General features: G+C 60.6%; 17 protein-coding genes. 6 read left to right on the forward strand and 11 right to left on the reverse strand.

The annotated features are described in order from the left end of the window. Positions 1–139: 139 nt before the first annotated feature. Together K359_RS0104550 and K359_RS0104555 are read right to left on the reverse strand one after the other, a co-directional pair. A complete protein-coding gene (locus K359_RS0104550; protein ID WP_029078298.1) occupies positions 140–2,611 on the reverse strand; it encodes a two-component system VirA-like sensor kinase in 2,472 nt (823 codons plus the stop codon). After that, positions 2,608–3,582: a cytochrome c peroxidase gene (locus tag K359_RS0104555; RefSeq protein WP_029078299.1), complete on the reverse strand. Its 975-nt coding sequence runs from the start codon at positions 3,580–3,582 to the stop codon at positions 2,608–2,610. The genes K359_RS0104550 and K359_RS0104555 overlap by 4 nt, the downstream gene beginning before the upstream one ends. A 29-nt stretch (positions 3,583–3,611) precedes the next feature. Here K359_RS0104555 and K359_RS0104560 point away from each other — a divergent pair, with 29 nt between their 5' ends. After that, entirely contained in the window at positions 3,612–4,376 is a 765-nt protein-coding gene (locus K359_RS0104560) for a response regulator (protein ID WP_035976035.1), read from the forward strand. 157 nt (positions 4,377–4,533) lie between these two features. Here the strand turns inward: K359_RS0104560 and serA are convergent, their stop codons facing one another. Continuing rightward, positions 4,534–5,784, reverse strand: a complete 1,251-nt coding sequence (serA, locus tag K359_RS0104565) for a phosphoglycerate dehydrogenase (RefSeq protein ID WP_035976037.1) — start codon at positions 5,782–5,784, stop codon at positions 4,534–4,536. Positions 5,785–6,834: 1,050 nt separating this feature from the next. Between serA and K359_RS63120 the strand changes: the two genes are divergently transcribed. Both K359_RS63120 and K359_RS0104580 read left to right on the forward strand, forming a co-directional pair. Further along, entirely contained in the window at positions 6,835–6,972 is a 138-nt protein-coding gene (locus K359_RS63120; protein ID WP_165128587.1) for a hypothetical protein, read from the forward strand. 116 nt (positions 6,973–7,088) lie between these two features. Continuing rightward, a complete protein-coding gene (locus K359_RS0104580) occupies positions 7,089–9,101 on the forward strand; it encodes a winged helix-turn-helix domain-containing protein (RefSeq protein ID WP_165128585.1) in 2,013 nt (670 codons plus the stop codon). Between the two features lie 144 nt (positions 9,102–9,245). Here the strand turns inward: K359_RS0104580 and K359_RS51045 are convergent, their stop codons facing one another. From K359_RS51045 to K359_RS51050, 3 genes are all read right to left on the reverse strand, one after another. Then, entirely contained in the window at positions 9,246–10,919 is a 1,674-nt protein-coding gene (locus K359_RS51045) for a hypothetical protein (RefSeq protein ID WP_051345971.1), read from the reverse strand. A 171-nt stretch (positions 10,920–11,090) separates the two neighbouring features. After that, positions 11,091–12,272 carry an OpgC domain-containing protein gene (locus tag K359_RS0104590; protein ID WP_029078304.1) on the reverse strand — a complete coding sequence of 394 codons (1,182 nt, stop codon included), beginning with the start codon at positions 12,270–12,272 and terminating at the stop codon, positions 11,091–11,093. Between the two features lie 159 nt (positions 12,273–12,431). Then, complete coding sequence (locus tag K359_RS51050; RefSeq protein WP_035976039.1) at positions 12,432–13,709, reverse strand: OpgC family protein; 1,278 nt, start codon at positions 13,707–13,709, stop codon at positions 12,432–12,434. A 386-nt stretch (positions 13,710–14,095) separates the two neighbouring features. Here K359_RS51050 and K359_RS66115 point away from each other — a divergent pair, with 386 nt between their 5' ends. From K359_RS66115 to K359_RS0104610, 3 genes are all read left to right on the forward strand, one after another. Then, positions 14,096–14,458 (forward strand): hypothetical protein, encoded by a 363-nt coding sequence (locus K359_RS66115; RefSeq protein ID WP_029078305.1) that lies wholly within the window; start codon positions 14,096–14,098, stop codon positions 14,456–14,458. A 102-nt stretch (positions 14,459–14,560) separates the two neighbouring features. Further along, on the forward strand, positions 14,561–14,842 hold the full coding sequence (locus K359_RS66120; protein ID WP_334262028.1) for a hypothetical protein: 282 nt from the start codon (positions 14,561–14,563) through the stop codon (positions 14,840–14,842). A gap of 214 nt (positions 14,843–15,056) precedes the next feature. Beyond that, positions 15,057–15,902 (forward strand): HD domain-containing protein, encoded by an 846-nt coding sequence (locus K359_RS0104610; protein WP_029078307.1) that lies wholly within the window; start codon positions 15,057–15,059, stop codon positions 15,900–15,902. Positions 15,903–16,146: 244 nt separating this feature from the next. On the opposite strand, the gene K359_RS0104615 is transcribed toward K359_RS0104610, so the two are convergent. The 5 genes from K359_RS0104615 to K359_RS0104635 all read right to left on the reverse strand — a co-directional run bounded on the left by K359_RS0104615 (position 16,147) and on the right by K359_RS0104635 (position 24,031). Beyond that, positions 16,147–17,859 carry an alpha/beta hydrolase gene (locus tag K359_RS0104615; RefSeq protein ID WP_245284507.1) on the reverse strand — a complete coding sequence of 571 codons (1,713 nt, stop codon included), beginning with the start codon at positions 17,857–17,859 and terminating at the stop codon, positions 16,147–16,149. 108 nt (positions 17,860–17,967) lie between these two features. Further along, a complete protein-coding gene (locus tag K359_RS0104620) occupies positions 17,968–19,179 on the reverse strand; it encodes an acyl-CoA dehydrogenase family protein (RefSeq protein WP_029078309.1) in 1,212 nt (403 codons plus the stop codon). 111 nt (positions 19,180–19,290) lie between these two features. Continuing rightward, complete coding sequence (locus K359_RS0104625) at positions 19,291–21,291, reverse strand: acyl CoA:acetate/3-ketoacid CoA transferase (RefSeq protein WP_029078310.1); 2,001 nt, start codon at positions 21,289–21,291, stop codon at positions 19,291–19,293. A 34-nt stretch (positions 21,292–21,325) separates the two neighbouring features. Beyond that, a complete protein-coding gene (locus K359_RS0104630; RefSeq protein WP_084518260.1) occupies positions 21,326–22,783 on the reverse strand; it encodes an NAD(P)/FAD-dependent oxidoreductase in 1,458 nt (485 codons plus the stop codon). Between the two features lie 45 nt (positions 22,784–22,828). After that, on the reverse strand, positions 22,829–24,031 hold the full coding sequence (locus tag K359_RS0104635; RefSeq protein WP_029078312.1) for an acetyl-CoA C-acyltransferase: 1,203 nt from the start codon (positions 24,029–24,031) through the stop codon (positions 22,829–22,831). Positions 24,032–24,034: the final 3 nt, after the last annotated feature.

The following is a 24,034-nucleotide window of genomic DNA, read 5'->3' on the forward strand; positions in this document are numbered from 1 at the left end:
GGTGGTGGTTTCGTTGGTGCTAACGCTCGATCTGGTCGCCGTTGTCACCTCCGTCATCTTGACGCGCGCATGCACGGCTGCGGGCCACCAGAAATGGCGGCCCTGCGCTACGGAAGTATTTCAGGCAAGGGTAATCGTGTTACGGCTGTAACCTGGCCGGCGTTCGCAGGCAGCGGTCCAATGCCGCAGCAAGTTCGGCGTTATCCAGCGGCCAGTGCAGCACTTCGGAGATACCGGCGTCCGTCAGCAAATCGATGCTGACATCGGCGGCAGTCGCGACGGCAAGCAACACGGGCTGCAACGGCGCTACCTCGTGCAGGGCTCGCGCCAATTCCACCCCGCCCTGGGGCCGCGAGGCGTGACCGACCAGAATGATATCGAATCGCGCAGCGTCGGAACGGCATGCAGCAAGGGCATCCGCCGCGACCTCAAAGCCGACCGGCTCGTATCCCAGCGCCGCCAGCTTCTCCTCATCGCGCAGCAAGCGTTCCCGCTCGCTTTCGACGATCAGCACCGTCTCGCCGCGTCCAAGCGGAAGCGCCGGCAATCCGTCAGCCGCGATGGAGTCCGCCGCCACAGCGGGCAGCCAGACTTCGAACCGGCTTCCACAGCCAGGTTCGCTCTGAACGTTGATGGCTCCATCATGATCGCGGACGATCTCGCGAACCGTTGCGAGACCAAGGCCAGTTCCTGCCACCCGCGTCGTGAAGAATGGCTCGAACATCCGCCGCGCCACGCGTTCATCGATTCCGCTCCCGCTGTCGCTGACGGAAAGGCATACGTAGCGACCCGGGGAGAGCCCACCCTCGCTCATCTCCACGAAAGCGGCCATCTGTTCTTGTTTCACGGCCACGCGGACACAACCGCCATCGGTCGTCGCTTGCGCGGCGTTGGTGCAGAGATTGAGAATGACCTGCTGAAGCTGCGCCGGTTCGCCTGATACGGCGACGTCGGCCGGAACGTCTTCGAAGACAAGCTCTACATCCGACGGCAACGAGGCACGCAACAACGAGGCCGCCTCGTTGAGCAAGGTGCGCACCTGAACCGGACGAGCACGCCCGTCGGTCCGCCGGCCGAAGGTGAGGATATTGTCGACGAGGTCGCGACCGCGCTCGGCGGCCCGGCGTATCTCGTCGATGTGCTGTGCCGGTTTGGAACCGCGGGTGATTTGCGGCTCCACCATCTCCGAATAGCCAAGGATCGCACCGATGATATTGTTGAAGTTATGCGCGATCCCGCTGGCCAGCGATCCTATCATCTGCATGCGACGTGCCCGCTCCAGCCGCATGGCAAGCTTGGTCCGCTCGCGTTCCAGAAATTCGCGCTCGAGCGCATTAGCTACGGCGTCACTGGCAAGCCGCGCGAGCGGGATAGGAGAGACCTTGTTCCGTATCGGGCGGAAGCGGTCAAAACCCATGATGCCCTGGACCCGACCCGGCCGAACCAGCGGCAAACAGGCCCACGCGCGCACGCCGGTGCCCGCCAATGCATCCCTGATAGCGCCGGGCGGCAAGGCGCTCGCGTCGGCAATCGTGACGCCGTCCCCTCCGCCGAGCTGCTCGGCCACCGCCAAGGCCCGTCGAGGCCAACCTGGCGGAAACGTCACTCCGTCCTTCGACCATGCGTGGACCCGGATCGGCCTCTCGTCCAAAACCACATACGCGCGATCCGCGTCGATGATCCGACTGAATTCACCCAGCACCTGCTTCAATCGCGTCCCGGTCTCGGCCGGCGAGCAGTTGATCAGACGCGTCGAATTTTCGGCAATGACGTGTTCGAATGCTGCCCGCCGACGCAACGCCACCGCCCGAGCTCGTAGCCGAAGGCCGAGAATGACGAGCATGACGACCAACAGCAGGGAGACAACGTAGAGCAGCAGCCGATAGCGCTGCTCCCCCGCTTCGACCACGGACCGACGGCGGGAAAACAGTTCGCGGACCTCCTCCAGGGCATGCGTGCTGGCCGCGGCGATGAAGGCCTTCAGCGTTTCATCGACCGCTGGGAGCTGCTCGGAGAGCAGCCGTGCATGCGCCAGCATCGCGCGCGCCGATTCCGCGTCCGGTCCCGTGGTGGGCATTTGCTGCGCAAACTGGTCGATCTTTTCCTGGAGCGCTCGCATCGCACCGGATGAGGTGTCTCGCGACAAATAGAGGATCGCGGCCGCCAACGCGCCCGTTGCCGGCGCGAGTTGCACGTCGTTGGCAAGGAACGCCGGGCTCGTGCTGAGCAGGCCTACATAGGAGAGCGAATTCTGCAACAATGCGTTGCTGGTCTTGAAACGCTCCAGCAGCTCTTCCTGCTCGACAACCGCCGACGCCAGCTGGTCAATTGGCTTCGGATCGAGACCTTCGGCCCGTGCGTGAGATCGGAGCCGACTGACCGCATCGTCCATCGCTCGCGCATCGACAGCAAATGCATCGTAGTCACGAAGCAGGCCGGCTCGCGCCTGAAGCACGTCGCGGTGAAGCGAGGCCTCGGCAAGCGCATATTCGTCGAGCGTCTGGAGCGTCACAGCATAAGCGGACGCGTTGGTATCTATGCCGCGCAACAACAGCCAGGTCAGCAGCGCGAGCAGAAATGAAACCCCGAGAATAAACGGCAGATTCCTCATGGGATCTGCGAGCCAGTGCGTGGTGTGGCGTTGGCCGGCCTTACGGCTTGACCTCGATATGTCCCGGTCAGCGTGTTGAGGAAGGCGACGATGGCGGCTGTTTGCTGATCGGTCAAAACGCGGTCGAGTTGGGCGACGCCCATCGCTTTGACCGCCTCCGGCAACGTGGCCGCGCTGCCATCATGGAAGTATGGCGCTGTCGTCGCCACATTTCGCAAGCTGGGCACGCGAACCAATGCCGGCTCCGGCGAGCCCAACGGATGGAAGATGCCGTGCCGTTGAAACAGATTGCCGCCCACATTGACACCCTGATGGCAGGCGATGCAGCCGAGCGATTTGAAAACCTGATAACCCGACAACTCGTCCGGCGTCATGGCGTTGGCTTCCCCGGCAAGCCATCGGTCGAAGCGGCTATCTGGCGTAACCAATGTCCGCTCGTATGTCGCGATCGCATCCAGCATGGCGGCGACATCAGGCTCCATTCCATAGGCATCACGAAACTGCCCCGCGATTTCGGGGTCAGCACGCAGTTTGCCCAGGGCTTCGTCAACGCTCGACGCCATAATCGCTGGATTGCGAAGACTGCCCTCGATTCCTTCTTCCAACGAGCGGAAGTTGCCTTCCCAATTCAGGCGGAAGTTCAGACTCGCATTGAAGACCGTCGGCGTATTGAGGGCGATCGGTTGGCCTTCACGCGTATCGTGGATCCTGGCGCTGGCGCCATTGGTTCCTATATCGTGGCACGATGAACAACTGTGTGTATTATCGTGAGACAGACGCCGGTCGCCGAACAATCGTTCTCCAAGCAGGACACGCTGTGGGTCTTGGGCACGCGGCGCGGGAATTGGCGTGATAGGCTCGCGGTCGGCGCGCGCCTCAGAGCCCGGCGATTGAGCGTCTGCCGGCGAGAACGCGCTGAGACAAACGAGCGCCAGCAGCAGACACGCGAAACCGCAGCTGTACACGGCCACCGGCGGTGCCGTTGAAGGAACTGGATGCAATGAGCGGCTCATCACTGAATGACCCGGGTCCTCGCGGAAGCGTTGATCGCCAAGTGTGCGTCCTCGTCGTGGAAGATGATCCTGCCTTGCAGCGCATGATCCTAAACTATTTCGCGGAGAACAACATCCGGACCCTGGCAGCAAGTAATCGGCAGGAAATGGTCGGTCGGCTTGGCAGTGCCGAGGTCAATCTGGTGATCCTTGATCTCCGGCTTGGACTAGAAGACGGACTGGATCTTCTTCGGGAGATCCGCTTGAACTCCGAAGTGCCCGTGATCATCATCACGGGTCACCGCCGCGACGACATCGATCGAGTGGTCGGTCTCGAGCTTGGCGCCGACGATTATCTGACGAAGCCATTCAACCTGCGTGAATTGCTCGCGCGTGTTCGCGCGATCCTGCGCCGGTTCGATGCCGGGAGGGCCACGCCGGCGCGCGATCCAGAGCGTGGCCGATTTCGATTTTCCGGCTGGCAGCTCGACCGCAGGATCCGGCAGCTTACGGACCCGGCCGGCGCCGCGGTCGCATTGACTAAGGGCGAGTACGCGATGCTGCTGGCCTTTCTCGAAGCGCCACAACGTCCGCTTAGCCGCGAGCACCTATTGCAGGCGACCCGCGTCCACGAAGATGTCTTCGACCGCAGCATTGACGTGCAGATTCTCCGACTGCGGCGTAAGCTTGAGCGCGATCCAAGCGCGCCACGCGTGATCCAGACCGAGCGCGGCGTCGGATATGTATTCGCCGTTCCGGTAGAGCGGGTTTGACGAGGCAATTGGCGGCCACCGCGGGAGCTTCACCCGCGGAACATTCCACTTCCGCCACAACCGGTGTTGCACTGCCACCGAACCGGTCCAAAGGCGGATGGAAGCCCTTTCGACTTACCGCCAACAGGACAGCATTTCGCCACGTACTGCCATCTCGTCACCCCTGCGGCCGGTTCTGGTCGTACAGCACCCGCACGCGGATCGTGCCGTGAATAGCCTTCAGCTCGGCCAGCAGCTCCTCGCCTTCACCGCCGACAACGTCGGTTTCGAGCACGACGTAGCCGACTTCCGGGTCGGTCTGCAGGTATTGCGCCTGGATGTTGATCCCGTGCCGAGACACTGCGTCGTTGACCTGACGCATCACGCCGGGAACGTTGCGGTGGACATGGATGAAGCGCGTGCCGGTCGGCCGCGCCGGCAACTGCACCTGCGGAAAATTGACCGCGCCGAAGGTCGAGCCGACATCGGAATAATCAATCAGCTTGCGAGCGACCTCCCCGCCAATACGATCTTGCGCCTCCTCCGTCGAACCGCCGACATGCGGCGTGAGGATCACATTGGACAAGCCTTGCAACGGCGAGACGAAGCGGTCGTTGTTCGACGCCGGTTCGACCGGAAACACGTCGACCGCAGCACCTGCCAGCCGGTCCTCACGCAGGGCGCTTGCCAGCGCATCGAGATCGGCCACGGTGCCGCGCGAGTTATTGATCAGATAGGCCCCCGGCTTCATCAGCCCAAGCTGGGCCGCGCCAATCATGTTGGCGGTGGCCGGCGTCTCCGGCACATGCAGTGAAACGACGTCGCTGGCCGCAAGCAGATCGTCCAGTGTCTCAACCGGCTCGGTATTGCCGTGACGCAATCTGTCGGTGTGATCGAAATAGATCACGCGCATGCCCATGGCTTCCGCGAGATTCGATAACTGCGAACCGATGTTGCCATAACCAACGATGCCCAACGTCTTGCCGCGCACCTCGCGGCTACCCTCGGCGGACTTGTCCCAGCCGCCAGCATGAGCGGAGATCGACCGTGGAAATATCCGGCGCAACAGCATCACGATCTCGGCGATGGTCAGCTCAGCCACGCTGCGAGTGTTGGAGTATGGAGCGTTGAATACCGGAATCCCAAAGCGTCGCGCGGCATCAAGATCGACCTGGTTGGTGCCGACCGAAAAGCAGCCAACCACCATCAGCCGGTCGGCAGCCTCCAGGATCTCCGCGGTCAACTGTGTCCGCGAGCGGATCCCCAGCATATGGACGCCGGAAAGTGCCTGCTTGAGCTCGCCAGCACCCAGCGCCTTCGGCAGACGTTGCAGCTCGGTATAGCCATTGCCTTCGAACATGCGTGCTGCCGAGTCGTTCACGCCCTCCAGCAGCAGGACGCGTATCTTGGTTTTAGGGAGAGACAACATCGTCGAGATTCGCCTTCGTCATTCCGGGCTCGATCTGGAAGAGCTACCATGCACAACTTCGATCAACCACACGCCAATATAGAGAACATATCGGTCGGGGCCTGCAGAAACGCCCTTTCAAGTTGGTAGCGTCTTGGAGTTGAAGTCCAACGAGAGGCAGGCCTCCCTTTGCCGCTCAAGCTCCAGATGCCAGCGCCCCTCCAGGTGCAAACCACCCGGTCGCATTCCGCATCGAGCGAATCCAGGTCGGCCATCGCCGTCGAAATTCGCTCGATCATCGCGAATGTCGTCGCCTCGGATCGCTGGTGGCAGGGGTGAATAGCACAGCGTGACCGTCCACATCAGAAGCGCAGGCGCCATCTGCGGGGCTCGAAACTAGACGGTATAAAAGTACCCAGAAAAAAATAACGGAGCCTGGAACAAGGTGGTCCGAGCCGATTTCCAAACCGGCCGCCAGCCAAGCTGGCCTCTGATTTTTTTACTAATAAAATCAATAGTTTAAATATGGTTGGGGCGGGAGGGATCGAACCTCCGAATGGCGGAATCAAAACCTGCTTGATATGTAATGATTTCAAAGCGCATTTGGAAGAAATGGCCAAGATGGCCTCCAGCAAATTCAATAGGTTGGCAGGCGTTTCCAAATGGCGAGGCCATCTTTTCGCTAATCTAACTCCGCGGATCAAGGCAGGCTAACACTGCAGGTGCCGAGCCGCCGGGATCGCAAATCGACGAATGGAGCATTAAATTAGCGCTCGACAGCGCTCTTCGGAGCGCGGCCGTCGCAACGTGTGAGCGGCAGGCCGGTGATGCGAGCGATCTCTTCCGGCGCGTTGACCGTTCGGACAGGCCCTTTGGCCGGTTTCGACCTCCTGCGGCAAATTCGGTTGCGGTATCTATGTCGGGCGATCGAGCAGGCCGACCGGCCACGGCGGCGCCAACGAGGCGCGTTCATTTGGCTCGTTCCATGTCGCCGCGCCCAATCTTCCCGCACGCATGTACGCAATCTTTACAGGGCTGAGCACTGTCCAGGAATTCTCGGCGCCGTGTCGATTGCGAGGGATCACAATCCGCAACGTCTACCCCGACCAGCAAGGAGCGGCCTCCGTCAATCCGATCTGCACCGTGGTGCGCCTCGCCCACCGCGCGCCGGTCTGGAAGAGTGCGACGGTACAGGCCGGACCCTACTGAGCCCAACGACCAAGCGAAACCATCGCGGTCAAATGGAGCATAAGCGGACTATGTCTGGCAGTGGTGTTCATAGAACGCTGAGATTTGGTCCGTTTGAGCTTTCCAGTAGCAAGAGGGTGCTGCGTCGTGATGGGGTCACGCTTTCCCTTGGCAGTCGGGCATTCGAGATTTTGTTCTATCTCGCTGAACGTCCAGGCAAGGTCATCGGAAAGGCGGAGCTCATCGATCATGTCTGGTCGGACGTCACCGTGGAGGAGGGCAGCCTCCGGGTTCACGTGGCCGCCATCCGCAAAGCGCTCGGGGATGGCCAATTCGGCAACCGATATATCGCAAGCGTTAAAGGAAGAGGCTACTCGTTCATTGAATCGGTCATTCGTCTCGAAGACAGCACGGAACAGAGGCGATCAGCGGCAATCTTGGCCGCTGATGTGGTCGGCTACTCTGCGTTGATGGAACGTGCGGCGGAAGCCACCTACGCCGAGTACGAGCGGCTGAAGCGAGAGTCGATCGCGCCCAGCCTCTCCCGCCACCAAGGGCGGCTCATCAAGACTACGGGTGACAGCGCGCTCGCCGAGTTTGCGAGCCCGTTGGCCGCTCTAAGATGCGCGGTCGAAGTACAGGCCCATCTCGCGTCAGGCGATAGTCCCCTGAGGTTACGCGTCGGGATCAACGTTGGTGACGCTATCGTTGGGCCGGAGGGCGATCTGCTAGGCGACGGCATCACCATTGCCGTCCGGCTGGAGAGGATCGCCGATCCAGGCGGCATCCTGATTTCCGAGCAGGTCTACAGCGAAGTCGAGGGCAAGTTGGAGGTTGGCTTCGAGGACCGCGGCGAGCAGCAGTTCAAGAGCATCGCCAAGCCGGTCCGCGTCTACGCGATATGCGCTCAAGCGCATAACGCGCCGATGGGTGCGGCCCCTTCGCTTCCCGACAAACCGTCCATTGCAGTACTGCCGTTCCAGAACCTGAGCAGCGATCCGGAGCAGGAATTCTTCGCGGACGGCATGGTGGAAGAGATCACCACTGCACTTTCGCGGTTCAAGGCACTGTTCGTCATCGCGCGCAACTCAAGTTTCACCTACAAGGGACGCGCGGTCGAAGTGAAGCAGGTGGGACGTGAGCTCGGGGTCCGCTACGTGCTCGAAGGCAGCGTTCGCAAGGCGGAAAACCGAGTCCGTATCACGGGACAGCTCATCGATGCCGCCACTGGCGCGCATCTTTGGGCCGACCGCTTTGACGGTGGGCTCGGGGACATCTTCGATCTGCAGGATCAAGTGACCGAGAGAGTGGTTGGCGCGATCGCCCCGGCGGTTGAAACAGCCGAAATAGAACGTGCCAGGTACAAGCCGACCGAGAGCCTCGATGCCTATGCCATCTACTTGCGGGGTCTGGCCAAGTTCTATCAGTACGGCAATCGGCTTGCCACGGCCGACGCGTTGCGCCTGTTCAACAGGGCGATCGAACTCGATCCGGAATTCGCGCTTGCGTACAGCCATGCCAGTCACTGTTATGCCCATGCCAAGACCAACAGCTGGCTTTCAGGCACAGCGGACGAGCTCGCTGAAGCGTCGAGGCTGGCTCAGCGAGCGCTTGAACTCGGCAAGGATGACGCAAGCGTGCTCAGCGGGAGCGGATGGGCCTTGGCGTTTGTTGTTCGTGACCTCGGCGTTGGCACAAGCCTCATCGATCGCGCGCTTATGCTCAATTCCAATTTGGCCGTGGCGTGGCGTTGCAGTGGCTGGATGAGACTCTGGCTGGGAGATCCGAAACTGGCCATCGAGCATTTTGCGCGTGCCACGCGCCTAAGTCCCCTTGGTTGGTGGCTCGCAGACATTCAAAGCGGGATCGCGCATGCACATTTTTTCCTGGACCGCTATGACGAAGCGGCATCGTGGGCTGCAATGGCAATGCAGAACAATCCGGATTTTCAAGCGGGCGTACGTATCAGCGCTGCAAGCAATGCAATCGCCGGACGGACCGAGGAAGCACATGAGACGACGGTCCGGCTGCAGCGGCTAAATTCCGCGCTGCGTGTTTCGACGCTCAAGCAGGTGCTTGGCCCTTATCGACATGCTGAAGACCTGACGAGATACGAGGAAGGACTGCGGAAAGCCGGGCTGCCCGAATGACATCCCAACCGGCATGCCTCACGAGCGGACAGGTTCCGCCCATTGCCCACGGCCCACCGCGCTACCTTCAGCTTCGTCGACCACAATTTCGGCAAGTCCAAATTGCGTAGCAACGTCATACACTGCGCTCGAAGTACGGCATTTCTAACGAAGATCGGATCCTTGAACTGGAATTGGCGACGCAACCGTCGCCAACGGCTGCTTCATGATAGCCCGTCGATCCTTTACATAGGCAATGGGAACGCCCAACCTCTCCACAGTACCAACGATCTCACCATCAAGATCGCGGTCGCAGTTCATGTGCGTTGGCGCAATGAAGAACTCCGACTCGTCCCATTCCGATCTGAAGTCCCAATGCAATTGCGGCAGCGTGACGGTGTGATCAAAGGCCGGACGTTCTCCGCACACCGCGACGGAATATATTCTCGGCGGCTGAAGCGACTGGTCGGGCACCTTGTCGCGCACGAACGCCTCCAGCGTGCGGATCGCCTCCGGCATGCTGTTGAACCAGTAATCGAGGTCGTATCGGCGGAATGCTCCCGGAAGGCCTCCCACCAGGAGATTATAAGAGAGACTCTCGTAAGGATGCAGCCTCAACAGCGTCACTCCCTCCCAAGCGAAGCAAGCACAGGTCAATGCCAGCGCAGCCGACGCCAGCTGGGCGCTTCGGGCTGCAATCGCATCGAGTCCTTCGCTGATACCGATACCCGCCAGCGTCGCAAGTGGAGGAAGCACGAACAGAAAATGCCGGATTCCCGTGAAGGCGGGACCGTGCGCTACCGCCTCGCACGCCAACGGCAAGATCACGGTCAGCGAGAGCAGAGTGATATCGCGCAGCCGCTGTTGCCTCCCTCGTTCGCGAACTTGCCAGAAGGACACTGTCGCGCCCAGGACGGCACCTGCCAAAACGATCAACGGCACGCGAACCAGGAGATACCCCGGAATATAGAGCCGCGGCACATCGACCATCGAATAGACGCGTCCCGCGAACATGGTGCGAATAGCGTAGTGAAACTCCGAGAATGCCACCAAGCCGCGGATTGGATTGAGCGGCGACAGCGCGGCCCACGGCCACGCTAGGATCATGATGAGATAGGCCAATGCCCAGGACGGCAACGTCTTCAAGATCGAATTCGCCACAAAGCGCAAGCGCGCGCCGGCGCCCTCATGCCAGGGCAGATAAAGAACGATCGCAAGACCCAGATAGATAAGCAGCAACAAGCCAATGCTACGCATTCCCAACGCTGCTCCGGCCATAGCACCGAAGCCCGCAATGTCGATTGCTCGAGGCGATGGCAACTTGCAGGCCGTACGGACCAGAAACAGCATCGCCCCCGCCATGGCTGCGGCAAACGGAATGTCTTTGGTGTGATTGAAGATTTCTCCGTACCATACGCCGCACGACGCAAGCGCAATCGCCGCGAAGAGACCTGCGCGCGGCCCCGCGATCGATCGGGCAATCGCACTGCTAGCGGCGATACCGCCGATTCCAGTCAACGCGCAGAGAATATGACGCAGTTCGTAGGGATCGACGGGAATCACAGAGGCAAGCGCGACCGCGGTCACGTCAAACAGCCCGCCATAGAGGTAGAGGTTTTCGAACGTGAAGAGATCTCGAACCGTGAATCCGCTGCGGTAATAGGCGATGATCAGCTCACCGTAGCGCTGCTGCACCCCTTCATCGTTTGAAATCGCGTAATCCTTGACGGAGAACCACGCAACGACCACGAGAGCCGCGAGGAGCGCCCGGGTCAGAAGATCATAAGCGTTCGAACGAGCGACCAGCCGGAGGCTCCATCCGGCCTGCCGGTCCAGCATTGCACTCACGGACGTGCGATCGTCTGCTGCTCTAGCTTCGATCCGCGGGAACGAATGTTCGGGTCTCATACGCCAGCTGTTCGACTACAAGCGGAGCACGTGGCCGCGTGCGCGTGGACGGTCGGGACGAAGACGGAGCCTTGCATTGCCGGACGCCACCTCACGACGGATTCATGCCGCGCTTGGCTGTGTTCCGGCGTCCGGCTGCGCGCCAAGTCCTGAGTCCACGAAAAGATTCGGAACCCTCCTCGCCCGATCCAGAGCCCATGCGGCGGCCGTCATGATCGCCATACCGGCGAAGCTGATCACCAATTGCTCGATCACCGCGCTCCTCCACTGCACCAGGATCCAGTGAGCACCAAAGGACAGGAACACGCCGAGGCAAAACAATGGAAGCGAATGCTGGCCGCACAAGACGAGCGGACGCAGCCAGTTCGACTTCAACCCGGTCCAATCGCGCTTGAGATAGCGCGAGATGATCACGACGAGCGCAAGGAAGTGGGTGAACCGCAGCATGTCCAGATCGGTCTTGTCGATCGGATAGATCATCTTGACGATCCATTTCGGCGTCAGAGCCTCCAGCATCGGAATATGCCAGGACATGGCGATAACGAATGCAAAGAGGATCCAGGCGACCGCGACGCCAAACACGATGCGCGACTGCATGAACTTCGAGATCTGCGCTGCACCGCCGCGGCCGCACCAGGCGGCGAAGAAGAACAGGAGCTGCCATGCAAACGGATTGAAGTACCAGGTTGCGCCCTTCGGGTATGACGGCAGATTCCAGTCGAAATAGCGCGCCAGCACGTAAAGCACCACCGAGCCGGCCAAAGTCAAATTGGGACGGCGCACCAAGCACCACACCACGAACGGCGCAGCCAAGACGAGCACGATGTAGAGTGGCAACACGTCGAGATCGACCGGCTTGTATTGCAGCGTGAGCGCCTTGCCGATCAACTCATCGGGATGCGCGAGAAAATTGGCGACGTTGAACTCGTCCTTGTACATCGGATTGTCCCACCGTCTCGCGGCGCGGGCGATCTGCGCCGTGAAAACGAGGAAGAGCATGAGATGAGCGACATACATCTGCCAGGCCCGCAGCCACAACCGCTTCAGCGCCGGCATGAAGTGGCCGGCAGCGACGATTGGCGCATAGATGAAACCGAGCAGGTAACCGGAAATGAAGACGAAGAACTCGGCCGCGTCGCAGAATCCGTAGTTGCGAAGCGTCAACCAGGAGACGACGTCATCCGGGATATGGTCGAGATAGATCATCCAGAGACCCAGACCGCGCAACAGGTCGAGCCTCAAGTCCCGTTCGACGACAAAAAGATCTGTGCCCTGCTTTGCCATGTCAGGCCCCATCCCGTCAGTTAGCGAGATCATCAAACCTTGGTTCGGAACCTGCGCAACCTTTCGACCACGGTCGAAAGGCAGTCATCACAAAAGCAGGCGTGTCCTCAAGAGATCGCGAGCCGAACATTGGCTTCCCGAACTGGTCGCAGACATCTATCATGCAACGTCCGTTGTCAGCTTGGATGGAACTGCTCTTGCGCGCTCGCGCTCCGATGTCGCCCATCTGTACCAGGCGAACATCCTGGCAACCCCGTACAGAATAAGGATTCCGGCGACGCCCACGATGAGGTGCAGCGTGAGGCCCGCATTCAGCTCTATCAGCAGCGTATAGCCGGCAAACGACAAAGCAACCCCGAGCGTGAAGATCTGAAGAGAATACTGGCCGCAAAGAACAGCAGGCCGCACCCAGGTCGACTTCAGTCCCGTCCAACCGCTCGGCACGAGGCGCAGGACGACGACAGTCAGGGCCAGGAAATGGGCAAATCTCAAGACGTCGAAGTCGGCCTTGTCGATCGGATAGATCAGCCGAGCGAGCCAGCCGGGGATCAGGCTTTCGAGACTCGGAAAACACCACGTCATAGTCACGAAAAAGGCCGCACATAGATAGGCGATGGCTACCCAGAGGATCCGCGGAGAGCTAAGGACCAGCGATACCCGCCGCCCACCCCCTTGCGCACACCAGACACCAAAGACGAATAGCAATTGCCATGCGAAGGGATTGAACGACCAAAAGCCGTCGGGATAAGTCGACAGGTGCAAATCATATCGGATCGTGAGGGCGTAGACGCCGATTGACAGGAAGATCGGCAGATCTCTTTGCAATCGTGCAAGCTGCAGAATCATTGGCAGAAAGGCCATGAGCACGACATAGAGCGGCAAGACATCCATGTTCAGCGGACGAAACCGCAGCAACAGGACCTGGATCATCACGGCGCCGGGTTGCTTGAAGAACTCCCCAACTTCCATTTCCTGAATGTAAAACGAGGGCTTCTCCGCGATTGTCGTCACGTAGACGATCTCGGCCATCAGGACCAGGAATAGCAGCAGATGCGCGGTGTAGATTTGCCACACCCGCCGTATCACGCGTGCCGTTCCAATCACGAATCCGGATTCGAAGGTCGCCCTGCCGTAGACCAGCGCTGCCGTGTAGCCCGAGATGAAGATGAAGATTTCGGCAGCGTCGCTGAAGCCGTAGTTTCGCATTGTGAACCAGCTCAGAACGTCGGGCGAGACGTGGTCGATATAGATGAGCCACAGCGCCAGTCCGCGAAACAGATCGAGCCGCAGTTCCCGCTGGCCGGATCCGAGAGCAAAAATTGGCTTCGATGCAGTCCGCGACAAGGCCTGCATGGTCGAGAGCCCGCCACCCCCGCACGCAACGGCAGCAACCCGGTCGGCAACCGACGATAACCGCGGACTAAAGGGGGCCGTCATCCCTCTCTCCCGGCTCGAGCCTACGAGCCATTCAAATTGGCATCCCGCTGCATACTCTGCTTCAGCTCACGCCGATGTTCCACGGCCTAAACGGACACAAATGGGTTCTTATCGGACTTCTACGTCGCGAGGGCGGCTTCCTCGCGATCGCCGAATGTCTCAAGATCCCATCCCAGGTCGGGAGAGAGCGCGCGGCAGCGTTACATAGCCCTTCGGCATGTCGACCTCGTGCGACCTTGCGCACGCGTCCGCACCCACAATTGATTTGATCAGCCTGCGCCGACTTGTCGATTCCTGCTGTTGTATTGGGCGAGCCGGTGCTGATGTCATCAAAACGCAACGCAACCGTGCCCGCTTCGCGGGCGGCTCGCTAGCGGATTCCAGCTATGAATACGGAAGAACTTGAGAATCTCACAAAATGGCTCACGGACGGCGCACGTGGCGTATCCTCGCCCGAAATCGTAGTGAGCCGGGTCTGTGAGTCCCTGGTGACGGCCGGTGTGCCGCTCTGCCGCGTCGGTGTCTTTGTCCAGACGCTGCATCCCGATGCATTCGGGCGGAGCTTCGTTTGGCAGCCGGACGCCGGCGTCGTGATCGATACCGCAGGGTTCGACCTTCCGGAGTCAGACCGCTTCAACCAGAGTCCGTTCGCGATCCTCTACGCCAGCCCCGTGAGGTCGGCTACCGGCTTGACGACCCCGAAAGCACGCGCTTCCCGTTCTTCGGCGAGATGCGCGCGGAAGGCGTGACGGAGTACGTCGTCCTGCCGCTGCACTTCACCGATGGTTCGCTGCACGCGGCGAGCTGGGCAACGAAGGAGCCTGGCGGGTTCACCGACGACCATCTTTTCCGTGTTGCGATCCACCCTTCTGCCGTTCACGCGACTCGCGGAGATCTTTGCACTACGTCGGACAGCTGCATCGCTGCTCGATACCTACGTCGGCAATCGCCCCTCGGTCAATCTCACCGCGCGGCTGGAGAAGATCGCCGGTAAGCTCAGCCGCACCGTGATGGCCTCGAGCGCGTTTGCAGGCGTCTCGGCCGGCGGCTGGACCGACCTCGGTGAGTTTCCCATTGCCGGCTTCTCGCAGCCGCATCGGGTGTTTGGCTTGAGCAATGAAGCTGCGATCTAAGCGAGACACAGCACGCCGCTGGATCCCGGGTCCTTACCGGCCACCACCAGCTGCAATTCGGCCATCGGAGCAGTTGGCTCCACGGAATTTCTCTTAAATGGTTGACCTATCGCGAAGCTTGATCCCAGATCATGGATCTGTGGAGTGGAGCCCAACATCGACATCACACACTCAAGGCGCGTGTGAGCTGAGCTCGAGCAGGTTGGAGGCCGATATGAAGACGATCGCTGCTGTGGCTGCAAGAAAGCTTGGCCGCTTTCTTGTCAGGGACTTTCGCGAACTCTTCGGACGGGCACATGACGATCAGGCAGAGCGCCTTGGGGCTCTCGCAAGAAGCATCATTGAGTGCATGGCACGGAGTGATGCGCTTTATCACAACTTCGAGCACACGATGCTGGTTACCCTGGTGGGGCGAGACATACTGCGAGGGTTGGCGCTGTCGACACGCTTGGCCCCCGAAGACTATGGTCATCTCATCGTGGCGTGCCTGTTGCACGATGTCGGCTATATGCGCGGCATACTGGCCGGAGATACGGAAGCCGAGTTCGTGGTGGACGGAAGCGGACGGACCATTGCCCTCGCTCGCGGCGCTTCAGATGCTGCGCTTGCCCCCTACCACGTCGATCGTTCGAAACTCTTTGCCTTCGAGCGACTGGAGAATTCGCCGATTGTCGAGGCCGAGCGAGTAGCGAGAGCGATTGAATTCACGCGCTTTCCATGCTCGATCGATCCGGGCAGCACGAATGACAATCTGGAGCCCAGGCTGGTGCAGGCAGCAGATCTCATTGGGCAACTCGGCGATCCCATGTATTCGCGCAAGGCCAATGCGCTGTATAGTGAATTCGAAGAGATCGGCATGAATCGACAACTCGGATATTCCTCCCCCGCCGATCTCATCGACAAGTATCCCTCCTTCTATTGGAACAGCGTGTCGATACATTTGTCGGCAGGAATCCAATATCTGAACTTGACGACCTCTGGGCGTCAGTGGATTGCCAACCTCCATAACCACATTCTCTGTGCCGAGCACGGCCAGCGCTTGATGGGACCACAGCCGTGAGGATCGTGATCCGATCGTCCGAAATTTCGTGCCAAAGACAATAGAACTGCGCTGCTCTCGCACTCGTTCAGTCGTGCGGAAGCTCTCCCCATTGAAGACGCCCGTCAGGCCAGCCTGCCGAAGCCGCCTCAATCAAATGATGAACGTTCTCACTGGATCGAATCGCGCTCGAAGAGCGTCTCCCCGGCCCCGATCCACATTCTCGGGCCTCCGCGTAATCCGCACGTCTTCCACAAGGCCCAGCTCAAGGTTCGAGTACATAGCTGCCTGGCGCCGGTCCTATCGGCTTTAGGCGCTCGCTGCCAAGCGTCGTCGGCGCCTCGCGCTTGCCCCCTGAACGTTCGCTCGACCAGGTCTGCCATAAGCTCCACCAGGAACCGCTCTCGGTCGTCGCCAGCCTCAGCCAATCGTCGGCCGAGGGGCCGAGTTGCGGATTGAGAAAGTACTTCGCCTTCTTGCTTGACGGCGGGTTGATCAGACTCTGGATGTGTCCGCTGCTGCTCAGGATGAAATCAGTCTTCCCGCCGAAAGCGCGCGCCGAATCGTAGACGCCCTTCCACGGCGTGATGTGATCGGTAGTCCCAGCGACGAACATCTTGTCGCAAGTGACCTTCGAAAGGTCGATTGGATTGCCGAGAACCTTCATCGCCCCGGGTCTGACCAGGCGATTGTCGGTAAACATATCGAGTATCTCGGAGTGGAGTGCTGCCGGCAACCGGGTGGCATCGTTGCTCCAATAGAGAATATCGAAGGCTGGCGGCGCGTTGCCCAAAAGATAGTTGTTGACCCAGTAGTTCCAAACGAGATCGTTTGGACGCAGCCAGGCGAAGATGCGATTCATCTCCATGCCGTCGAGCACACCAGCGGTTTGCGATTTCAGCTTTGCGGCCGCCGTGGTCTCATCCGTTGCGAATAGACTGAGCGTTCCATCGGAAGTCTGCCCAAGAACGGCTACCATCATCACCATGGCATGAATGCTGGTGTCACCGCTCGCTGCCAGGTGCCCGGCAAGCGCCGCAGCCGTCATGGCGCCCGAGCACGCCGCGTGGACGATCAGATCCGGCGAGCCGGTGATGTCGCGCACGGCCGCGATCGCTTCTCGAAGAGCTGCAACATAGGCATCCATGCCCCAATTCCGGTGTTCGGCCGTCGGGTTGCGCCAGCTCACCGCGAACATCTGGAGGCCATGGGCGACCATATACTCCACCATGCTCTTTCCGGGTGATAGATCGAAGACGTAGAATTTGTTGATCTCCGGCGGCACGATGAGATGTGGTCGTTCGTAGACGGTGTCTGTCGTGGGCGAATACTGTATCAATTCCAGGATTGGATTGCGGAACACGACCTTGCCGGGAGAAAGTGCGAGGTTGCCGCCAACGGCAAACGCCTTCTTGTCGACTTGCGAGGGAAGTCCACCATTGCTGTTGATGTCGTCGACGAGATTCTTGAACCCGTTGACCAGATTTTGGCCACGGTCTTCCCAGGTTTTCCTCAGAGCGGCCGGATTTCCAAAAAGCGTATTGGTCGGGGCGAGCGCGTCTGTCATGAGCGAGACCGCGAAGCGCGCCCGGCTCTTGGTCCTATCATCGAGTGCGGAACGATCGACGAACTGCTGGAGCGCGTTGGTCCAGGCCAAATACCCCTGGAGCACCATCCGGTAGAATGGATTCTCCTGCCAGGCTTGATCGCCGAATCGCTTGTCGACCTTCGGCGGTGCAAGTTCCGACTGCCCGGCCATGACCGCGATCAGCTCGCGGATCAATGCAGCCTCCTGCTCGACCACGAGCATCGGGTGCTGGATCGCCTGCTCTCCGATGGCGCGGAAGCTCGTGACGACGTCCTCGGCCCGCAGGCCGACGAACGGATTCGGACCGAGCAGACCGTCGGTCGCTTGCTCGGCCAGATCGATCTGCCCGGTCGCCGCCGTTTCCGAAGTTGACGCTTTCCCTGCCGACACCGATCCCTCCCCGATTTTTCGCCGCCCCTGCGAGAACCGCGCTGGAGCGATTGCATGGCCGTGGCCTTCCCCCGCCGACGGCGCTGCCGTCGCCGGAGGTCATCCCTGTCAGACGAAGGCGCTATGGCCAGTGATATCCCGGCCGACGATCAAGGACTGGATTTCCGCCGTTCCTTCGTAGGTCACCAGGCTTTCCATGTCGCACATATGCCGGATCACATGGAAGTCGAGCGTGATGCCGTTCCCGCCCAGGACATCGCGAGCCATCCGGCATACTTCCCGCGCCTTGACGCTGCAGTAATACTTGGCCAACGCCGCCATCGTTTCCTCCAGCTTTCCTTCGTCAATCAACCGGCCAAGTCGGATGCAGTAGAGCTGCATTGCAGTGACGTCGCCGAGCATGTTGACCAGTATCGACTGGATCATCTGGGACTTGGCGATGGGCCTGCCAAATTGAACTCTGCGCTGAGCATAGTTCAGTGAGATGTCGTAGGCCGCGACGGCATTGCCAAGGGACGCCCAGGCAACCGTATTGCGGGTGCCCATGAGAACTCTCGCGCAATCCTTGAACGAATTGCAGTTCTGCAACCGCGCATCCTCCGAAACCCGACAGTCGGTGAGCGTGATGTCGGCGTTCTGGACCATACGCAACGAAATCTTTCCCTGGATCTTGGTCGCCTTGTAGCCAGGATTGTCCTTCTCGACGACGAACGCCTTGACCTGCTTGTCGGCGACGTCGCGGGCATAGACCACGATGTAGTCGCACCATACGGCGTTGCCCGGCCAACGCTTGCGGCCGTTGATCACCCATTCATTTCCTTCACGCCTCGCCGTTGTCTCCAAGGCCACCGAATCGGATCCATGATCCGGCTCGGTCAGCGCGAACGCGCCAACCTTTTCGAATTTTGCCATCAGTGGCAGATAGCGGCGCCTCTGCTCTTCGGAACCGAGCAGGTTGATCGACTGCATCGCGAGCCCCATGTGTACTGCAAAGAACGTCGCGACACTGGAATCGATACGGCTCAGCTCCATCATCACGAGTCCCGCGCCGACCGCGCTCATCGGCCGACATCCGTGGTCGCGCATGTTGTAGTCCCCAATGAGGTTCAACGCCGCAATCTTGGGGACCAACTCGAAGGGAAACTCGCCCCGTTCCCAATATGAATTGACGACCGGTAAGATCTCCGCTTCGCCGAACTCTCGCACCTCCCTGAGGATCTCTGCCTCCTCCGGCTTCAATTGCTCTTTCATCAGGAAGTAGTCAGTGCCGCGCGCGCGGCCGATATTGTCTGCTAGTTTATCGGTGATCGGATCAGTCATGATGTGCCTCCCTATTGTTCCTCGTCCAGCGCTCTACGCGCTGACAGCACGGCTCCGCGACTTCGCCTCAGGGGTCAGCAAGCGGCTTCCTGTGCGCCCGGACACCAACGATCATGTGCGGGCCACCGTCTCCCTCACGACACCCTTCGCTTCGTCCTCCGATTCGTAGATGTGCGGCGCGACGCCCCTCTTTGCGAGAGAGTCGCCGAGCTTCGCCCGCATGAAGGCGCTCGTTGCAAAGCGCGTGACGCCGTGGAAATAGCGGTCCCCAATCTCCTTCACGGCGTCGAGATATTCACCCTCAACGTCCCGATCGAGCTCGAAGCCGTCGTAGTTGACGACAGCATAGACCTTGTGACCCAGAGGCTCGACGATCGAGCGGATCCGCTCGCGATATCGCTCGATGATGTCGCTTGTCTTCACCGCGAGTTCGGAAAGATTGAGGAAGAGTATGTTGTGCTCTTCGTCGTAGTTGAACCGGTCGTCGAACGGCAGCCGCAGAAGCTCTTCGCGCAGCCCCATCGGCTCGACCCTGAATATCCTCGGGTCCATCTCCCGCGGCTGACGAACGATCGGTTCGAAGTCCATCTTGTCGAGAATGTCGTGTTTGATGTCGATCCCCGGCGCCACCTCGATCAGCTCGAGTCCGTCCTTCGTGAGTTGGAACACGCATCGCTCGGTGATGTAGAGGACCTCCTTGCCGTTCCGCGCGGCGAAAGGGCCCGAGAACGTGCGGTGCTCGACCTCGTTGACGAACTTCTTCGCCTTGCCGTCCCGCTCGATCAGCAGCTTTCCGTCCACGATCGCGACTTCGAGGTCTCCGGCCGTGAACGTGCCGAGGAAATATATCTTCTTCGCGTTCTGGCTGATGTTGATGAAGCCGCCCGCCCCCGCCAGACGCGGACCGAACTTCGAAACGTTGAGGTTCCCCTCCCTGTCGGCTTGGGCCAGGCCGAGAAATGCTGCGTCGAGGCCGCCACCGTCGTAGAAGTCGAACTGATAGGGCATGTCGATGACGGCTTGCGCATTGGTCGCGGCTCCGAAATTCACGCCGCCGGCCGGAATGCCGCCGATGACCCCCGGCTCGGCGGTCAGCGTCATGAGGTCGGCGCACTTCTCTTCGGCAGCGACGGCGGCGACCCCTTCCGGAATGCCGACTCCCAGATTGACCACGCTGTTGGGACGTAGCTCCATCGCTGCGCGGCGAGCGATAATCTTGCGATCGTCCATCGGCATCGCCTCCAGCGAGGTCAGTGGAACGCGCACCTCGCAGGCGAAGGCGGGATTGTACGGGGTGGCGATGGTCTGCATGTGAAGTTCCGGAGTGGTCGCAACGACGATGCAGTCGACCAGCGCGCCGGGGACCTTCACCTGTCGCGGATTGAGCGTGCCGACATCGGCGATACGCTCGACCTGCGCGATGACCAGGCCACCCGAGTTGTGCGCAGCCATCGCGAGCGAGAGCGTATCTACCGTCAGCGCCTCCCGCTCCATCGTGATGTTACCATCTGCGTCAGCCGTTGTTCCGCGTATCAACGCGACGTCGATCGGAAAGGACTTATAGAAGAGGTATTCCTTGTCGCCGACGACCATCAACTCGATCAGGTCCTCGGTCGTTCTCTCGTTCAGCTTTCCTCCACCGAATCGAGGATCCGCGAACGTACCGAGCCCGACACGTGACAGATGGCCGGGCTTGCCCGCGGCGATATCACGGTACAGTTGCGACAACGGCCCGAGGGGAATGTTGTAGCCCTCGACCTGATTTCCGGCCACGAGTTGATAAAGTGCGGGCACGGCCGTCCAGTGACCGCCGATGAGGCGCTTGACCAGACCGGGGTGAGCGAGGCGTTGGGCTCCGCGCTGCTGGCCGTCTCCGGGACTGACGCACCATACCAGCGTCAGATCGCGAGGTTTGCCGAAAGACGCGGCTTCGGCATCGTGCGATTCGTAGCTCGCCGCCAGTTCGTGAACGACTTCCATAGCGAGGCCTATGCCGAAGAACCCGCCTATCGCCACCGTATCACCCGTGTGTATCAGCCGTGCGGCTTCACGCGCCGTGACAACTTTTCCCGTCTTGCCAGATTTTGCCGTCGGAACGATTGCTGCGCTCATCTGGATTCCCCAATTGTCTGTTCTGCGACCAATTTCAATGCAGCTTCACGCACGGCTCGGTGCGCCGCGAAATCAACTTGGCAGCGGTATCAAGCGCGGTCTTCAGCGTTCCGTGCAGCGCTCGCTGATGCATTTTGTAGAGCGATCGGTACATGAGGCGAGCGAACACGCCTTCCAGGTAGACGCTACGATTCCCGACCATCCCGATCAGGTTGCCGACCGTCCCGTACTCGGAGAGGTTCACGAGGTTGCCGAAATCCCTATACTTGAACTTCGGCAGGGCTTTTTTCTTGAGACGTGCGCGGACGGCTTTCTCGACCAGCGAAGCCATCTGGTGAGCCGTCTGGGCGCGCGGCGGGGTCGGCTTGCCTTCTTCCGGAAGGACGTAGCAGGCACAATCGCCGATCGCGAAGATGTTGTCGTCTCGGGTGGTCTGAAGTGTATCGCGAACCACCAACCGGTTGATGCGGTCGGTCTCGAGCCCGTCGATGTCCTTCAGGAAATCGGGCGCCTTTATGCCGGCGGCCCAGACAACCATCTCCGCGGGAATGAATTCACCGCTCGCCAGTCTTACCCCATCCTTCGTTATCTCGGCTGCTTGCCTGCCCGTCAGCACCTGCACACCGAGTCGATTCAGCATGTCCGCCGTCGACGCGGCCAGTTGCTGCGGCAGGGGGCCGAGAATTCGCGGACCCGCCTCGATGATCGTGAGCCTGATCGACTTGTCGAAGTCGATATTGTCCAGCCCATAGGCGGCAATGTCGCGCATAGTTTTGTGCAACTCCGCCGCCAGTTCGACGCCGGTGGCCCCGGCGCCAATGATGACACAATGCAACTGGCCCTCGTGCAGCGATTCGTATTGGGCGTTGGCCCTGACACATGCGTTGATCAGCTTGCGATTGAATCTCGCCGCCTCATCTGCGCTGTCGATGGCAATGGCGTGCTCCTTTACGCCCGGCGTGGCAAAGTCGTTGCCGACGCTTCCGACCGCGACGATCAGTGTGTCGTAGCCTAGAACCCGCGGCGGGATCAGCTGCCGGCCATCCTCATCGAGCATTGGTTCCACGAAGACTTGGCGCTTCTCGCGATCGAGCCCGCACATCGCACCGACACGGAAGCGATAATGGTGCGAGCGCGCGTGGGCGAGGTACTCGACCGAATCGACGTGGATATCGAGCGTGCCCGAAGCGACCTCGTGCAGGTGCGGCTTCCACACGTGCACCCGGGTCTTGTCGAGAAGTGCGATCGACGCCTTGCCCCGGCTGCCAAGACGATCTCCCAGTTGCGTCGCAAGTTCGAGCCCGCCGGCCCCGCCGCCGACGATCAGCACGCGGTGCAGCGAGGCTTCCCGGCCTTGCCGGCTCTCCGGAATCTCACCGTAGTCCACGAATCCGGTCGGCGTTTCCTTTAAACGTCGATTCGCCCGCACAGAAGCCGCAGCCCCGCCTACTTCGGCCGTATCGCCTCGATCTCCGCCGGCAGCCACCCGCATTCTCCCGCCATCCTCGTCGCTTCACTCGAAAAAATAATCCGAATCTCAGACCCGTTCGAATATCGCCGCGAAGCCCATACCGGTTCCGATGCACATCGAGACCATGCCATACCTGATCTTCGGATCTCGCTGCATGGCGCTGACGAGCGTGGCGACGCGTACGGCTCCGGTAGCCCCGAGAGGATGGCCCAACGCGATCGCGCCGCCATACGGATTCACCTTCGCGGGGTCGAGATTGAGCGTCCGCATGCAGGCCAGAGCCTGGGCTGCAAACGCTTCGTTCAATTCGATCCAATCGAGGTCGTCGTGCTTGAGCCCGGCGAGTTTCAACGCACGCGGGATCGCCTCGATGGGACCAATCCCCATGATCTCTGCCGGCACGCCGGCGACGCTTGCCGATACGAACCGTGCCAGCGGCTTGAGATTGTGCTCCTTCAGGATCTTCTCACTGACAAGGATGGCTGCACCGGCGCCATCGGACATCTGGGATGCGTTGCCGGCTGTCACGCTTCCCTTCGAAGCGAACACGGGCCGCAATTTGGCCAAGGCCTCCGCGCTGATGTCGGGCCGCGGTCCCTCATCAACCTCCACGGTGTTCTCGACGATCTTGACAGCAGCCGCTCTGGAGTCCGGCACATGGCTGCGCACGAAAACTGGCGCTATCTCATCCCGGAACTTGCCGGCGTTGATTGCCGCTGTCGCCTTTTGATGGCTCGCCAGCGCAAATGCATCCTGGTCCTCCCGGCTGACCTGCCATTTCTCCGCGACCCGCTCGGCTGTCAGCCCCATCCCGTAGGCCATGCCGATGTTTTCCTGCTTCTCGAAGATCGCGGGATTGTAGGAGGGCTTGTTGCCCATCATCGTGGGCATCATGCTCATCGTCTCCGTACCACCGCCGATCATCACATCGGCCTCACCGAGACGGATGCGGTCGGCCGCCATCGTTACTGCTTGCACACCGGAGCTGCAGAAGCGGTTGATCGTAAGACCGGGCACGCTGTCCGGCAGCCCGGCCAGCAGGACGCCCAGGCGAGCAACGTTCATTCCCTGCTCCGCCTCGGGCATGGCGCAGCCGATGATGGCGTCGCCGACCAGCTTCGGATCGAGTGCGGGCACCCGATCCATCGCCGCCCTTATCACGTGAGCGAGCATGTCATCGGGACGGACATTGCGCAGCGCCCCGCGGGCCTTTCCGACCGGGGTTCTGACGGCGGCGACGAGGTAGGCATCTTGAACCTGATTGACCACTTC

The sequence above is a fragment of the Bradyrhizobium sp. th-b2 genome, assembly GCF_000426785.1.
In the GTDB taxonomy this organism is placed as follows: domain Bacteria; phylum Pseudomonadota; class Alphaproteobacteria; order Rhizobiales; family Xanthobacteraceae; genus Bradyrhizobium; species Bradyrhizobium septentrionale.

What these genes read in the sequence shown, in the direction of transcription:
- serA (WP_035976037.1), bottom strand. Translation starts at nt 5,784, where the DNA reads ATGTTGTCTCTCCCTAAAACCAAGATACGCGTCCTGCTGCTGGAGGGC.
- K359_RS0104630 (WP_084518260.1), bottom strand. Translation starts at nt 22,783, where the DNA reads ATGCGGGTGGCTGCCGGCGGAGATCGAGGCGATACGGCCGAAGTAGGC.
- K359_RS0104620 (WP_029078309.1), bottom strand. Translation starts at nt 19,179, where the DNA reads ATGACTGATCCGATCACCGATAAACTAGCAGACAATATCGGCCGCGCG.
- K359_RS66115 (WP_029078305.1), top strand. Translation starts at nt 14,096, where the DNA reads ATGAATACGGAAGAACTTGAGAATCTCACAAAATGGCTCACGGACGGC.
- K359_RS0104590 (WP_029078304.1), bottom strand. Translation starts at nt 12,272, where the DNA reads ATGGCAAAGCAGGGCACAGATCTTTTTGTCGTCGAACGGGACTTGAGG.
- K359_RS0104550 (WP_029078298.1), bottom strand. Translation starts at nt 2,611, where the DNA reads ATGAGGAATCTGCCGTTTATTCTCGGGGTTTCATTTCTGCTCGCGCTG.
- K359_RS0104610 (WP_029078307.1), top strand. Translation starts at nt 15,057, where the DNA reads ATGAAGACGATCGCTGCTGTGGCTGCAAGAAAGCTTGGCCGCTTTCTT.
- K359_RS0104560 (WP_035976035.1), top strand. Translation starts at nt 3,612, where the DNA reads ATGAGCGGCTCATCACTGAATGACCCGGGTCCTCGCGGAAGCGTTGAT.
- K359_RS51050 (WP_035976039.1), bottom strand. Translation starts at nt 13,709, where the DNA reads ATGACGGCCCCCTTTAGTCCGCGGTTATCGTCGGTTGCCGACCGGGTT.
- K359_RS0104625 (WP_029078310.1), bottom strand. Translation starts at nt 21,291, where the DNA reads ATGAGCGCAGCAATCGTTCCGACGGCAAAATCTGGCAAGACGGGAAAA.
- K359_RS51045 (WP_051345971.1), bottom strand. Translation starts at nt 10,919, where the DNA reads ATGCTGGACCGGCAGGCCGGATGGAGCCTCCGGCTGGTCGCTCGTTCG.